This window comes from Marinobacter sp. (assembly GCF_041984545.1).
Taxonomy (GTDB): domain Bacteria; phylum Pseudomonadota; class Gammaproteobacteria; order Pseudomonadales; family Oleiphilaceae; genus Marinobacter.
Window position 1 is genome coordinate 36,567 of sequence record NZ_JBHIXV010000005.1, and the last position, 13,703, is coordinate 50,269.

At 58.7% G+C, this 13,703-nt stretch carries 13 protein-coding genes and 1 tRNA gene; 2 read left to right on the top strand and 12 right to left on the bottom strand.

All coding sequences use genetic code 11. The features are described from left to right. Nucleotides 1–60: 60 nt before the first annotated feature. A complete protein-coding gene (locus ACFC20_RS03520; protein WP_375191791.1) occupies nt 61–1,011 on the top strand; it encodes a DMT family transporter in 951 nt (316 codons plus the stop codon). 55 nt (nt 1,012–1,066) lie between these two features. Continuing rightward, nucleotides 1,067–1,143: transfer RNA gene (locus ACFC20_RS03525), tRNA-Val, on the top strand. Nucleotides 1,144–1,585: 442 nt separating this feature from the next. On the opposite strand, the gene ACFC20_RS03530 is transcribed toward ACFC20_RS03525, so the two are convergent. From ACFC20_RS03530 to ACFC20_RS03585, 12 genes are all read right to left on the bottom strand, one after another. Beyond that, nucleotides 1,586–2,020: a hypothetical protein gene (locus tag ACFC20_RS03530; protein ID WP_375191792.1), complete on the bottom strand. Its 435-nt coding sequence runs from the start codon at nt 2,018–2,020 to the stop codon at nt 1,586–1,588. Between the two features lie 368 nt (nt 2,021–2,388). Then, nucleotides 2,389–5,142, bottom strand: a complete 2,754-nt coding sequence (locus ACFC20_RS03535; protein ID WP_375191793.1) for a hypothetical protein — start codon at nt 5,140–5,142, stop codon at nt 2,389–2,391. Beyond that, nucleotides 5,142–6,671 (bottom strand): RCC1 domain-containing protein, encoded by a 1,530-nt coding sequence (locus ACFC20_RS03540; protein WP_375191794.1) that lies wholly within the window; start codon nt 6,669–6,671, stop codon nt 5,142–5,144. The genes ACFC20_RS03535 and ACFC20_RS03540 overlap by 1 nt, the downstream gene beginning before the upstream one ends. After that, entirely contained in the window at nt 6,671–7,075 is a 405-nt protein-coding gene (locus ACFC20_RS03545) for a hypothetical protein (protein ID WP_375191795.1), read from the bottom strand. The genes ACFC20_RS03540 and ACFC20_RS03545 overlap by 1 nt, the downstream gene beginning before the upstream one ends. Next, a complete protein-coding gene (locus ACFC20_RS03550) occupies nt 7,072–7,422 on the bottom strand; it encodes a hypothetical protein (RefSeq protein ID WP_375191796.1) in 351 nt (116 codons plus the stop codon). The genes ACFC20_RS03545 and ACFC20_RS03550 overlap by 4 nt, the downstream gene beginning before the upstream one ends. Then, entirely contained in the window at nt 7,422–10,166 is a 2,745-nt protein-coding gene (locus ACFC20_RS03555) for a phage tail tape measure protein (protein WP_375191797.1), read from the bottom strand. The genes ACFC20_RS03550 and ACFC20_RS03555 overlap by 1 nt, the downstream gene beginning before the upstream one ends. A gap of 57 nt (nt 10,167–10,223) precedes the next feature. Beyond that, nucleotides 10,224–10,622 carry a DUF4124 domain-containing protein gene (locus tag ACFC20_RS03560; protein ID WP_375191798.1) on the bottom strand — a complete coding sequence of 133 codons (399 nt, stop codon included), beginning with the start codon at nt 10,620–10,622 and terminating at the stop codon, nt 10,224–10,226. Between the two features lie 191 nt (nt 10,623–10,813). Then, nucleotides 10,814–11,278 (bottom strand): hypothetical protein, encoded by a 465-nt coding sequence (locus ACFC20_RS03565; RefSeq protein ID WP_375191799.1) that lies wholly within the window; start codon nt 11,276–11,278, stop codon nt 10,814–10,816. Then, a complete protein-coding gene (locus tag ACFC20_RS03570; RefSeq protein WP_375191800.1) occupies nt 11,278–12,261 on the bottom strand; it encodes a hypothetical protein in 984 nt (327 codons plus the stop codon). The genes ACFC20_RS03565 and ACFC20_RS03570 overlap by 1 nt, the downstream gene beginning before the upstream one ends. A gap of 105 nt (nt 12,262–12,366) precedes the next feature. Next, the gene (locus ACFC20_RS03575; RefSeq protein ID WP_375191801.1) at nt 12,367–12,801 is read right to left on the bottom strand and encodes a hypothetical protein; all 435 of its coding nucleotides are present in this window, start codon (nt 12,799–12,801) and stop codon (nt 12,367–12,369) included. Beyond that, the gene (locus ACFC20_RS03580; RefSeq protein ID WP_375191802.1) at nt 12,801–13,376 is read right to left on the bottom strand and encodes a hypothetical protein; all 576 of its coding nucleotides are present in this window, start codon (nt 13,374–13,376) and stop codon (nt 12,801–12,803) included. Before ACFC20_RS03580 ends, ACFC20_RS03575 begins: the two co-directional genes overlap by 1 nt. After that, a complete protein-coding gene (locus ACFC20_RS03585) occupies nt 13,373–13,684 on the bottom strand; it encodes a hypothetical protein (protein WP_375183482.1) in 312 nt (103 codons plus the stop codon). Before ACFC20_RS03585 ends, ACFC20_RS03580 begins: the two co-directional genes overlap by 4 nt. Nucleotides 13,685–13,703 lie beyond the last annotated feature (19 nt).

The following is a 13,703-nucleotide window of genomic DNA, read 5'->3' on the forward strand; positions in this document are numbered from 1 at the left end:
CAAACTATACATTGGTGCGCTTTCCCGATTGACTGAGCCAATGCCGGCGGGCGCAATACCATGTCTGACTCCCACAAATCCGATCTTCTGTTGCTGGTGGTTACCCTGTTTGCAGCCATCAGCTGGATGTTTTCCAAGGAAGCAGTGCTGCTGATGCCCCCGCTCATGTTCATGGCCGCCCGCTTCCTGATTGCCGGTGCGGTACTGGCCTTCTTTGCACGGCGTTCGCTGATGAAACTCAGCCTGGATCAGCTCCGCCGCAGTGTTGGCGTTGGCCTGGTATTCGGCACCGCCATGACCTGCTGGGTCATGGGGCTGGTTCATGGCACCAGCCTTGGCGAAGGCGCCTTTCTCACCAGCCTCGGCGTGGTGATTGTGCCCATCATTGCCCGCCTTGTTTTCCGCGAAGCCCAGCCACCAAGCACCTGGCTGGCAATCCCCATTGCGGTTGCGGGCCTGGCCCTGCTATCGCTGGAGAACGGCTTCCGGCCTGAAGCCGGTCAGATTTTCTTTGTGCTTGCGGCCAGCATTTTTGCCCTTTACTTCAACCTCAATACCCGGGCCGCAAACCAGCGAACCGTCGTGAACCGCCTGGGCAAAACCGTGGAAAAACACCGGGTACCAGCCCTGCCCCTGACCGCCATTGCCCTGCTGACCGTGGGCGTGCTGACACTCGTGGAATCCCTGTTGCTGGAACCCTGGCAGCCCACACTGGGCAACCTTACTCCGATACTGGTGTGGTGGGTGGCCGCCAGCGCCGTGATCGGTACCGCCGGTCGCTTTCTGCTGCAAACCCTGGCTCAGAGCCTCTCGGCCAACAGCCACGGTGTAGTGATCCTGGTGCTGGAACCGGTGTGGGTGGCGCTGTTCGCTGCTGCCTGGTTCGGCGAGTCCATGACAGCCATACAGCTGGGCGGCTGCGGACTCATTTTTGCGGCACTGATCGTCAACCGCTGGGCGGTGCTGAGCAAGGCGCTCAAAGCGCAGTTGAGGAACCGGAAAACCGCTTAAAAGAGGTTGACCAGCCCCCAGGGAATCAGTATATTGCGTCCCCGTTGCAGGACACAGGACCATAGCTCAGTTGGTTAGAGCGCTACCTTGACATGGTAGAGGTCCGCGGTTCGAATCCGCGTGGTCCTACCAATAAATCAGCATCTTACGCTGATCCTGCAAAAGCCTTGGCAAAATTTTGGCAATAAATTGGCAAAATAATCAGGCTATACAGTATCCAGAATGAGCCGCCTCCGGGCGGCTTTTTCGTGTCTGGCGCAGGTTCAAATCCTGCCGTCCCGACCAATTCGCAGCAACAGAATCAGCCACCTACGGGTCGCTGATTTTTTTGTGTCCCAACTTTGTCCCAATTCTGATTTTCCGCCTATCGGCCCTGCAGTCTCACGCTTCCCTAATCCATATCGCACAGGGGTGTGAGCCTTATCTGACATACGGGGCCAGGCCAATCGGTAGAATGCACCTGACTCCGCCAGCAAGGAAGCGAGCGGAAATGCCCGGCCAATCCAACCGGGGTTGATAGCAGGGGGCGTTTACTCCTGGCCCCCTGCTCTCTTCTCAAACGATCCGGCGGGCTCTACAAGTCTTCATCACGATGCTTGTTCCGGATAGATGATATGATTCCCAACACCGCGAACGTCGCAATCACTCTGGCAACACCCGCTTCTGCGCCCCTCGAACCGTCCCAGTTTTCACTGGTTATTGCATGCACAATAGCTCTGAAGCACTCTTCCTCGTCGTTGGCCGCAAGCCTTACAAGCTCGTGACCATGGGCTTCGCCGTACTGAGATTCCTTTAACCAGCTACCGGATTGGTCCGGAACTCTGACCGGCAACCAGCCGACCAGGCGCTCTTCACCGGGCACATATCCGGTAAACGAGAGATCAGCTCGGCAGCGGATCATTGATGACTCAGGTACAAGCTTCGGTAAACCGAAATCACCCAGGCCAATGTCAAAGGGTTCGTACACCTTGCAAGGTGTAATTTCTGTGATAGGCTTAGGTAGGGTCATGTAGGACCTCCTTTAGTTGATACCCGTCGATTAAAGTGCATTCCACAGGCGGCCCCATGGCAGTGGGGTCGCCTGCTCCTTCCGGATTATAGTTCGCTTTCCCGAAATCGTAATTTAGATACACTGTTTACATCCCTTCTTGCCCCCACTTGTTTGAAGCAATAACCAGAAATGCGAGCTTTTAAAGTCTTTTTGAAAACTTTTTTTCAAATCAGCTTACCCTCTTTCTGAAATCCACCAAATCAGCTTACCACCGCCAGATCCGCCAGCGCGCAACGAACCCTCATTCACAGCCAAATTATCACGAATTCTGAAAGTGCAAAGTCCTGCCAGCGCCCCGGACCTGGAGCTTACGGCAGGTGCAACATTCAGAAGGCTGAGAGTCTGTGCATTGAATAGAGGGAATCGGCCGGTCGCTGGAACAGCTCCGTCACCACATCACCCAGCTCGTCCAGGGTCTGGTAGGAGAACATCGGGTACAGATTGGAGACGAGCAGCGTCGATACCGCCGTTCGGTTGCCGATCGTGACCGCGGCACAGTCCGCCAGCCGCAGGCCCGCAATCATTGTGGTGGCAGTCGGATAGCTGAAGTAGATGGTGGTCGGCCCTTCCTGGTCCGTAATGGTGCCCGAGGAAATCTGGGAATCGAGGTCCGTGCCTGGGATGACGACAGCATCGCCCTGAAGCCTGAATTGGGGGCTGAGTGCGTCGGTGGTATCCTCGAGCTGCACAGACTTCTTCAGCGTGCCATTAAGGAAGACCGACACGAACTTCTGCACCCTGGTTTCCGCCAGGCTACAGGTAACCTCCAGGTACCCAGGGTCAAACGGTGGGGCGCCGGGATCAAACTGGATATCGTCGCCAGTGTTCTGCCCAGTCCTCACGCCCTCTCGCCGCAGCGTTGAAACCTCATAGCCGGCAACAACGAACCGAGAACGCAGGTCGATTGAGAACTCATCAAACCGGCCAAGGTCCGACCGCCACACTTCCTCTTGCGAGAGCGTCACAGTGTAGTTGTTCTCCTCGATGATGAGGCTGCCACACGCCAGCTCCAGGCTCACATTGCGATTGTGCTGAAAGGTATTGCTCGTGCGGTTGTTGTATTCGATGACCGGGATCTCAGCCAGGGTCACGCCGTTGCTGTCCACGATTCTCTCGAAACTGCTGGAGCCCTCAGAAATCACGTAGTCGATCGTCTGGTCTTGATCGCCCTCATCCACAAAGGTAGCTGGATACGTGGCGCCTCCTCCATTCGGGATGGGTTCTCCGGCGCACGGGTGCGGGTACTCCTGGTCGTAGAAGCTCTGGTCGTATTGGAGGGAGGTGCCGAACGTCTTGGCGGGGATGCGGTGGTAGGCGGTAACCTTCTGGTTGCCCACGTATTCAACGTAGATCGGAATATCAACCTCGTCCGAGGCGCCCTGGTTCGTGGCATCGCGGGTGTACTTCCTCGTGAGTCCAACCACTCCCGGGTCCTTCATGAGGTATTCGTTCACCTGGTCAACACGATATGGCCGGGGCTCGGCATCCTTGTCGTAGATAAGCTGGCTGGTGAATCCGCCAACCTCGGACCACTCATACAGATAAACACGAGAGCCATCCGGATCTGGCTCCAGCTCCGTGGCGTAATGGCGAACGGTCAGCACCGCCCTGTTGGCGTCGTGGTTGAAGTACCAGTCGGTCACGCCCGCAAGGTCGTCGGCCAGATCGATCTCCGGGCCTACGTCGGGCAGCCCATTGACGGTCTTGTCCTGTGCCAGGTTGAACTTGAAGAGTTTGTACGCCTCGCCCTGGCTCTGCGGAGTCTTGCCCATAACCAGCAGCTCGAGGCCGCCGGACACTCTTCGGATGGCCGCGCCGGCCACCTTCTGAAATCCATCCGTCTCCGTGTAGTCGCCGAGATCCACCAGAACGTTGAGCTTGTGGTAAACCACGGACCCGCGCACCCAGCTGCTCCGCCAGCCGGTGCCGAGGTTCACTTCGTTTTTCGGATCAAAGAACCGAGATGGCGGGCCGTCCCACGACACAATCAGCTCCGGAGTCGGGCCAAGATAATTGCGGTTACCCGTCAGGTAGTTCTCGATGCCCTTGGCGATCGTGTACGGCTCCTCCCGGAATGCAGGCACCAGAGTCCATGCAGGGTTGATGCCGCCCTCAGTTCCAAGTGGAGGGTTGATTTCGGTACCGGCTCCATCCAGGAACGGTTCGCCATACTGGGTGAAGCTGTTGTTGCCCAGGGCCAGGGTCGGGAGAAAGTAGAATCCGGATTGGGTGCAGGGCTTCGGGTTGCTCTCAAAGCCGATCACCTGCGGACCGGATTGAAACCAGCGCACCAGTACCCGGTCACCCAACTCGAAGGCAACTACGTCGCAATCCATGTACTGGACAGGAACCTTCTCGAGCACAAGGGTCTGGTTGATATCGAGCCCCTGCTCCGAACTCTGGGCTGGGTCCAGTGACAGGTTGCAGGTCTCACCCTCAATCCGGGTGATTGTTCCAACGCGGTAGCCCGGCTGCCACTTCTGGACAGCGGGAAGGATTGCAGCATTGAACCAAAGCTGGGCACCGGTCTGTGCCGCCCGGGGAACCAACTGACCATCACGGCTGGGATTGTACTTGCCACTGCCATCGAACGACGGGTGAATGATGAGGTTGTTGTCGCTCTCGTCGTTCACTTCAATCAGACCAACCTCACCGGTGGCGTCGGTCACAAAGTCGGCGCACCAGGCGGTGATTTCCTTTTCCGTGGGCACGCGCTCAATCTGCGTCCTGCGCTTTTTCAGCGCCAGGTCTTCGGCAATCGCATCCTTGGCGGCCCGGTTCGCCTTTGCCCGTTCGCCCTGCAGTTCCATGAGGTCGATCTGAAGTAGCCGGATCTGATCGGCGGCGCCATTTACGCCTGCCTGGTAGTCCGGGATCAGCGAATCAATGGCATCCGCCACATCGTCCACCGCCGCATCGGCTTGCAAGAGGGCCAGTTTCTTCTGTGGAACAATGACCGCCAGCTCGGCAATGCGCTCGTCGATCTGCTCCAGTTCCTGCTGGATTCGCTCAGTGCCATACTTCAACGAGACCCGGTACTGGCCATCGCCGATGTGTTCAACGATCTCTCCCTTGGCCATTACCGCTCACTTACCTCACAGAATTTGTCCGCATCACTCACGTAGTAATTGATGAAGTCGGCTTTTAAAGTGACGTTGTCCGCCGTCACGGTCATGCCCGGCTGCAGGAACAGATCAATGTCAGCCCTTACCCGGTATTTGCCGTTGGTGAGATTGATGGAGCGAACGCCTTTCAGAGTGCGGGAAGCGTTCTGCGACTGCTTGCCGCCCAGGTATCCAGATACCGTCACAGAGAAGGAGCTGGGGCCCCGATCGTATCGAAAGGTGTCGAAGTTGGAACGCAGGATCTCCTCGGCCCGGACCGTTCCGTCAGAGAACCGAAAGCCTTTCTTCAGGATGAGCTCACCGTCCTGCCGGGCCTCAATCTCGTCTATGAGATCCACCGCTGCCGGAATAACCGCCTGCAAATAGGATTGCCGAGTGCCTGCCTGGTTCGTGGCCTGCCAGCTGGAGATGCTCAGATCCAGGTCGTTCAGCCCGTTGGCTGCCCCGGTGATGGTGAGCAAGTACAGCTCCTGCAACTGTATCGGGTCGAGGCGATCAATCCAGTTGTCGAACCCGGTGAAGGAGGCCGTGAAGTCTACACTTGCTGTAATCTCCCCGGGGTTCTGTACCTGCTCACCCTGAAATAAGGCCGAGAACGGAACGGAGGCGGTGATGGTGCCTTCGGTTGGAGGAACGCCGGGGGCGAGTGCAGTCAGCCCGGCGGGCGGCGACGTTTCACCAGCAATATCCTGCCCCCAAACAACCGGTGTACCATCATCCAGAAGGCACATCGCCTGGCTGGCGTTCGGGCAGTTGGCGATTGCGACCACACCAGAGGTGGTAGAAGCCGGCGGCGAATTCAGGCCATAGGATGTGCTGCCCCAGTAGATGACTCCGCCGTTCTGCAGCGCCATGCAGTAGTAGCGCCCTGCGGCAATAGCATCCGGAGACGATACAGACGCCGGCACAGAGTTCTGGCCCTGACTGCCGATGCCCCACACCTCGACAGTACCATCGACCAGCAGCGCCATCCCATGCTCATTGCCAAGGGCGATCTGTTTCGCGGGGCCGATGCCAGAGGGCACAATCAGCTGGAAGTTTGAATTTGACCCCCAGGTAACGATCGAGCCGTCAGACTTCAGCGCCATCGAGGCGTTGCCGGCGGCAACGACCTGGACAACATCAGTAAGTCCGCCGGGTGGGCTTGCCTGGCCGCTGTCGTCACGCCCCCACCCGACAACTGTCCCATCTGCCTTCAGTGCCAGGCAGTGGTTATCTCCCAGCGCAATCTGGACAACGTCCGAGAGCCCAGCTGGGATCGTGAGCAGCCCATAGCTACTACTACCCCAGGCAACCACGGTGCGGTCTGACTTCAGCGCGACCATCGCAAAGTAGTTGGTCTGGATGGATACTGCGTCTGTCAGGGCCGGCTGACCTGACGGAGGGTCGCCCCAGGTGACAACCTCATTGGCGGTGCTTACCGCTGCGCAAGCTCCTCCGTTTGCTGTGAGGGTCGCTGATTTAAAACCGCTGAGTTCAGCCATCAGGCACCCGCTGTGATTACGCCACTGGTAATAGTCACCGAACTGCCGGCATCAAGGTTCACCGTATTAAGTCTCAACTCCCCGGATCCGCCGGTGGCGCTCACGGTGAGGTAGATAACTTCCGCGCCATCCCGATCAATGATCCGTGCCCAGCCGGCCGTGCCGGTGGCATTAACCGACAGATCCTCACCAATGGCCTCGAAGGTAATGAGGCCGTTTGATTCTGTGGCGACGGTGTTGGTCAGTGTGTGCTCGGTGAGCAGCGTGTCCGTGATCGATCCACCCATCGTGGCCGGGATCGATCCGGAGTAGATTTCCAGTTTCGGGCTGGCCAAGGTGCCGTTGGCCATGGCAGCAATCATGGCCTGCGCCATGGTTGAACGCAGAGCGGTTTGAATCTTCATTGGTCCAATCGCCTCTCAACAAGAATGCGGATCTGGGTGGTGTCATCACCGGGGGAGAAGGATTCGGGCGCTCCGAGGAAGCAGCCCTCCTTGCAGGAGACAATGAGTCGGCCGTAGGTCCTGACCATGCGGGCGAGGTTGTCTGTCTGTCGCTGGCTGCGCGGCACCCATTCAATGTCGAGGACCCGGTCAGCATCCGAGTACCCGAAATCGTTAATGGCTGCCCCACCATCGAGGGTGGGGGTCCGCGTCACTCGCCGACTGAAGTCTGAGAGGCCGGGCAACTCTGGAGAGTCGATGGTTTCGTGACCGTCGATATCAAAGATCGGGGCATTGATGGTCAGCATCAGTTCAGCCTCAGTAGCATTTCTTCACCATTCGCACTCATGCGAACCTGAATCTCTCTCAGAATCTCGAACATGAATGCCTCCAGGTGGGGCTGAAGACCGGCGCCGTCCACCTTGATCAGGGCATCGCCCCGGGCCAACTGCCTGGTTTTCTCCTTGATGTAATCGACCTCGGCCTGGGTGAGCTTGCTCTGGTCGTCCAGGGCCTGCTGGCGAAGCTCCCTTTCCTCTCGGATCTGCTTGGAAAGTTCAATCTGGGTAGATCGGGAAGCGTCATCGAAGCCGCCGAACAGGTCTGCAATCACGTCACCGGAGTTGCTGAACGTCTCGCTGATCGTCTTGGCGATGGCCTCGATACGGTCAGCCCCAGCCTCCACCTCGGCAATGTCGAGCGAGACCTTCGCCTCAATGAGCTTGATGCGCTCGTTGCTGTTGAGCTCCAGCAGTTTCAGCTGGTACTCCTCGGTTTGCTTGACGACTTCCTCGGTTTTCTTCGCAGCCTCGTCCAGGGCCTTGTTGCTGTTGACGATGGTGCCGGAGAAGCTGTTGATCTTCCCGGTGGTCTCGTCGTAGCCCAGTTGCAGTGACTTGTTGTTGGCCGCCAGCTGCTCGGTGGTTTTCGAGACGTTACCCAGGGCGCCGCCGCTGGCCTCTACGCTCTGGTTCAGTTCGTCCAGCGCGTTGGTTACTTCCCGCTGGGCGCCGGTGAACTGTTCCGTTTTGTTGGCGTTGTCCACCAGCTGCTGGGCATACCGGTTCAGTTCTTGCCGCTGCTCCTCGGTAATCTCGGTGGTGTAGCCCATGGTCTGACCAAGGGCTTGATTCATCTCCTGGTAGCGCTGGCTGATCTTGCGAAGCTCGTTGGTTTCCTCCGCCAGCTTCTTCGCCTCACCGGTCAGGGGCGCGAAAGCCTGGGCAATCTCCTGCAGTTCGTCTGCGTTGAAATACTCGAACAGCTTCTGATTCAGAGCGTTCAGCTCCTCCTCGAAGTAGTCGTTGATGAAGGAGCCAAGGGCGTAGCCGCCGGTCAGTGCCAGGCCGAGCAGGCCGCCCTTTCCTACCGTGGATGAGGCGATGCTCTTAATTGTGTTCAGGTTGCCGATGACAGCCTTGAAGCCCTGGGCACCAGCCAGTGCCGTAAGACCGCCGCCGATAGATTCCAGTCCGCCAGCCAGACCACCAACGGCCGGCAGCACCGTATTGATGGTTTTGGCCAGGCCGAGGATTTCGCCGGCGGTCTTTTTGGTTTCCTCGTCCAGCGACTGGAACTGCTCAATGCCCTCACCGATCGCAATGAACAGCGGCTCCAGACCATTGGCGATACCAGCAGACACATTCACCAACGCGGTGAATGCATCAACCACTTTCTGCAGCACATCCTCCAGCCCCTCGACGGTGGAGAGATCCACGTCGCCGAAGAGCCCTGTGAACAGGTCGCCCAGTTCGTCACCCAGATCGCCAAAGGCAGAAAGCAGTTCGTTCAGGTCAATGCCCGACAAAGCCTTGGGAAAGTTCGCGGCGATGACCGAGAGCTTTTCGTCGATGCTCTGAGCGAGCCCTTCCAGACCATTCAGGATGGGCGCGAAGACGCCGTCCTCGAGGCGGATCTCGGAACCAAGGGAATTAAAGATGCTGGTGATGGACTGGACGATGGAGCGGGTTTCGTCGGTAAGGTTGGATCCGAGGCCAATCAACGCAGAATTCAGGTTGTTCTGCAGGGTCTGGCCAAGGGCAGCCAGCGTTTCAGTCAGCTCTTTCGATGCAGTCTCGGCAGCGCCGGCATTATCCTTAAAGGCGTCCAGGTTCTGAGCGAATTTTTCGGAGGCGTTACCGGTCAGGGCAAGCACCGGCGCCAGCGCTTCCACCGAGCCGAACAGCTTGGCCATCAGCTCGGTGTTGCCGTCAGTGGCTTCCGCCACGTCCGTCAAGACGCCGGAGAAACCCTTACTTTCAAGGGCGGCGGCGTTGAACTCAATACCCAGTTCGGCGGCCAGATCAGACGCTTCTTTCGAGGGCTTCAGGAGAGAGTTGATTGCAGCGCGAATGCCGGTGATGGCCTCGGCCGTATTGGTACCGGTCTCTGCCGTGATGGTCGCGATGGCGGCGCCCATCTCCTCAAAGCTGAGCCCGGCGGCGGCTGCGATCGGTGCAAGGCGACCAATGGTGGATGACAGCTCAGGGATGGTGGTTTGGCCCAGCTGCACGATGGTGAAGAAATCGTCAGCGTAGTCGCCAGCCTGGCTGGCCTCAGCGCCAAAGGCGTTGAGCGTGCTGACGAGGGCCGTGGTGGTAGCGCCCAGATCGGCGCGGCCAGCCAGGGAAAGCTGCTCAGCGGCGGCGATCAGCTCAAGGGAGTTGCGGTAATCCACCCCCGCAGAGATGGCACCGTAGGTGGCGCTGGTGATCTGATCCAGCGAAGCGGTAGATCGTTCCGAGTATTCGAGGATCTGGGCTTGGAAGTCGCGGAGGTTATCCGCGGGCTGCCCGATAAGGGTGGCAATTTCACCGAAGGCCGTATCGAAGTCATCAGCGATCTTGATCGCGTAGCCGGTCACACCAATGGCGGCCGCGGCCAGGGCCGTGTCCAGCTTGATGATGCTGTCGGTGATGTTTGCCAGCGGGCCGGTGAGATCCCCTACCCGACCAGACAGGCTGTCGAGGTTGCGACCGACTGAGGTAATGGCACCACCGGTGCGGTCAACGCCACCGAAGATGATCTCAACCGTTTTCTGCTTATCGGCCATGTTTTCTCCGGGCAATAAAAAACCCCGCCGGAGCGGGGTTCTGTGGAATTCGTTTGTTTACCGACAGACGTTATCTCGGTGGCGTTCGGCCTCCCGGATGCGCTGGTCGAAATACTGCTTTTCACTGACGCTGTAGCCCTGCCGTTTGGCAATATCCCAGCGCTCTTCCCAGTTCTTCACTCGGTTTCGGGCGCCGGTACACACATAGTCCACGTCACTGTCGTAGCTGCTCTGTTCCGAGCGGTAGGTCCGGCGGGCATCACGTTGTTCCATCATCAGCCGCTGACGGTCGGTAATCATCGGGCCGGTCTTGCTCTCCCGAATGTGTACCTCTTCCTGCTCACCTGGGGGTGGTTGGTTGCCGAAATGGGTAACGCCGTTTTCGTCGGTCCACTTGTAGACCTGGCTGAATGCGGGGAATGAAAGGGCTGTGAGAAAAATCAGAATCAGGCGCATGGTTACCTCCTTGTCATGTACCTGATCGAATGTAGCACAAAGCGAGGCGACTACACGTCCCCATAACAGGGGAAGTCACTTCCGCCTGTACCACATGGCCCACAGATTCATTTCAGCCTCGGTGAGATAGCCCTCTGGAAACACATCGGGCCGGGTCTCGTAAAGATACCGGCCCTTGCGATCGGCCAGGGCTAGGCTGGCTTGGATGTCGCTTTGCCGCCAGAGGGCTTTCGCTTTACCTGGGCCTGCTGGCCTTTCCCGGTCAGTTCCATGACTTTGTTGGCCAGAATGCTGAACTCAATCGGGAAAGCCTCGGCCAGTTTGGCAACGTCCGCCAGCTCCAGCTTCGGCTCGACGGTGGCCAAGCGGACGTGCTCAAGGCGTTTGGCCAGAGCGGCCGGAACATCCTGATGGTAGCCAATGCCGTCCATCAGGGCCCCGACCTTTTCCTTGCCGGCACCCGAAAGGCGCTCCACGAGATCCGACAGCAGCTTACCCTTGGACGCCGACTCTTCCGCGGTGGCCAGCTCGTGCGCGGTGAGCCCGCGCACTTTCACGACACCATCACCGAAACCGGCTTCGGCCAGAGCCTCCAGCGTGACTTCCGTTTCACGCGGGACAAACTCTGCATTCTGGAACTTCTTGAGGTCCAGCATTACGCCGTGACCTCAACGCCTGCGGATTCCGGCGAGATGGTGCAAGCCGCCTGAATCTCGTCGCCAGCCGGGAAGGTACGGCTGATGCCGAACTTGCCCTGCTCCAGGATGTAGCCACCCTGGAACTTGTTGGGGAAGAACTTGAACCACAGGATCTCGTTCTTCAGTTTCACCAGGCCATCACTGATACCGTCGTTCAGGTAGGCGGTAAAGGTCGCCTGGTTCAGCGTGGAACTGGTGGAGCCCAGGGTGGTGCCGTAGATCTGGGTGGAGCTCACAGAGTGCGAGGTCTCGGACGGCACGAAATCGGAACCCCGAGGAACGTCCGCGAAGATCGGCTCAGCGAAGCTGGCGAACACCTTCTTCGGCACGTTTCCAGTGTGGATCGACTGCAGTGCGGAGTTGAACACCACGTTGCCATTCCGGTAGTCCACTTCGTAGATCGGGAAATCGTAGCGCTCCTGGTGAACACCAACCACCTGGAAGATGTTGGCATCCGTGACCGGGGCTGCTGTGGTGCCTTGCAGGCGAACCTGGCCGATCTCGATCTTGGTTGCAGCAATCAAGGGCGGTCCGCCAGCGCCACCGCGAGTCTCACTGAACGACGTGCCGCCGGTGCCGGCGGTGGTGGCCACGGTGCCGGTCGCATCCACGGTGATGGAGTGGATGATGTGGGTATTGCTGGACACAGCCCGCGCACAGGTCAGACCGGTTTCAGCGGAAAACGACACTGCCTGGCCTCCGACGTAGGCGGTACCGGCGGACACGTCCACGGTGTTGTCGCTGCCAGCAGCGGCCGGGACAATGGTGCCACCAGTGATCAGGCCATCCGGGCGGACAACAGGCTCAAAGCCGGTACGCCGGGACCACAGGGATGCGTTGGACTCGAAGGTTGTTGCGTCTCCGGAATCGGTCAGCGCAGCCATTGGTGACTGACTCTGGCCGCCCTCGTATTGGATCTTTGCATTTTCAGCGTTTGCCATGGTTCATTCCTCTTCGGCATGGGTTGCCCAGTCAGGGCGGTTTTCAAATGTCAGGCACAAAAAAGCCCGCTCATTGGCGTGCTGGTTTGTCGTCTGTGGTTGGGGTTACTGGCTGAAAGGGTCGCCATTGTCGGTTTCGAAAATCACATCCATGGTCACCGAGCAGCCGATGATCTTCATGCCGGAATCCGGGGTCAGGATCAGCGTATCGGTTTCCATCATGGATACCGCCAGCCCACCCAGGGTTGGGTCCGGGGTGTTGGACAGGTCTCTGAAGACCTTCTGAACCACTTCGCCATACATGGCGTTCGCGGCCTCCGCATACGGCTCTGCCGCTTCACTCTTCAGGTACTCGATAACCACCTGCATGGTGTGGCGGGATTTGCCGTACTGCGTTTTCTCCGTCTGGTGCTCGCCGTCCCAGACGCACACAAAGACGGATTCGTCCTCATACTGCTCCCTGCGGTAAACGTCTCCGGTGGTGAGGCTATCGAGCCGGGCAACGATGGCCTTCACCACCTGTTCGCGAATGGTGTCCATCAGAAGAATCCTCGTTCAATCAGCCCGATCTGGCGGTCAAGCTCTTTCAGCATTTCGTTGGCCGCCAGCTCCTCCGCTTTTTTCGCGAGGCCTGGGGTCTTGTCGTAGACGTTGGGCACGGCCGGGCCACGTTTGGCCCGAAGGGGCGTTCTGCCGTTGTAGTCTGAGGCACCAATATCACGTTCATAGACACCTTTGGCCTGGGCGCCGGTGACCTGGGCAATGAAGGCGTGCCGGTAACGCTCCCGCTTACTGTCCTTCCAGATTTTGAAGGTAACGCCCTTCTTGGTCTGGCGGGCGCCATACTCGATCAGTGGAACCGGCTTGCCCTTGATCACCAGCTTGGCGCTGAGGTTGCTCAGGCTGGCGAAGTACATGGAGGTGTGTGCGCGAATGACCTTCTTCTTGAGGGCCACTTTCCGGGCCATCTCATCAACCGAGATCTTCCGGCCCTGCCTGGCGCCATGGTTCACGGATCGCTGGAGCGCTTTCTTGCCACCTTCACGGTATGCCTGCAGCAGATTGAGAACGTCTTTCAGGCTCGCCGGGTCTACCCGGGCATAGGTCTGGCTCATACCTCGATCACCACCACGCGCACTGTGTAACCGTCATTGGCCAGCTTGCTCTCCACCCGCCACTGCTCTACCCCGACCTCGATCACATCCCGCTTCTTCAGGGTGCCCACATCCTCGGTCAGCATTTCCGCCTCGGTGCGCACACCGCTGGTCTGGGTCTCCCCGGCGGACACGAATTCCACGTCCCGGGACAGGTGGACGTAGAGATCGGGAACAACTTCGTCGCCTTCGTGGCGAGTCAGGGTGCAGGGCACACCCTGGGTTTCGATCAGCCGCCGGGCCGACCGCTTGAACGTTCGCTCACTCATAGGTCAATCTCCACAAACT

Bases quoted from the DNA above. Each gene is read 5' to 3' on its own strand.
- ACFC20_RS03570 (WP_375191800.1), bottom strand. From the start codon at position 12,261: ATGGCAAACGCTGAAAATGCAAAGATCCAATACGAGGGCGGCCAGAGT.
- ACFC20_RS03565 (WP_375191799.1), bottom strand. From the start codon at position 11,278: ATGCTGGACCTCAAGAAGTTCCAGAATGCAGAGTTTGTCCCGCGTGAA.
- ACFC20_RS03550 (WP_375191796.1), bottom strand. From the start codon at position 7,422: ATGCTGACCATCAATGCCCCGATCTTTGATATCGACGGTCACGAAACC.
- ACFC20_RS03560 (WP_375191798.1), bottom strand. From the start codon at position 10,622: ATGCGCCTGATTCTGATTTTTCTCACAGCCCTTTCATTCCCCGCATTC.
- ACFC20_RS03580 (WP_375191802.1), bottom strand. From the start codon at position 13,376: ATGAGCCAGACCTATGCCCGGGTAGACCCGGCGAGCCTGAAAGACGTT.
- ACFC20_RS03530 (WP_375191792.1), bottom strand. From the start codon at position 2,020: ATGACCCTACCTAAGCCTATCACAGAAATTACACCTTGCAAGGTGTAC.
- ACFC20_RS03555 (WP_375191797.1), bottom strand. From the start codon at position 10,166: ATGGCCGATAAGCAGAAAACGGTTGAGATCATCTTCGGTGGCGTTGAC.
- ACFC20_RS03585 (WP_375183482.1), bottom strand. From the start codon at position 13,684: ATGAGTGAGCGAACGTTCAAGCGGTCGGCCCGGCGGCTGATCGAAACC.
- ACFC20_RS03540 (WP_375191794.1), bottom strand. From the start codon at position 6,671: ATGGCTGAACTCAGCGGTTTTAAATCAGCGACCCTCACAGCAAACGGA.
- ACFC20_RS03535 (WP_375191793.1), bottom strand. From the start codon at position 5,142: ATGGCCAAGGGAGAGATCGTTGAACACATCGGCGATGGCCAGTACCGG.
- ACFC20_RS03575 (WP_375191801.1), bottom strand. From the start codon at position 12,801: ATGGACACCATTCGCGAACAGGTGGTGAAGGCCATCGTTGCCCGGCTC.
- ACFC20_RS03545 (WP_375191795.1), bottom strand. From the start codon at position 7,075: ATGAAGATTCAAACCGCTCTGCGTTCAACCATGGCGCAGGCCATGATT.
- ACFC20_RS03520 (WP_375191791.1), top strand. From the start codon at position 61: ATGTCTGACTCCCACAAATCCGATCTTCTGTTGCTGGTGGTTACCCTG.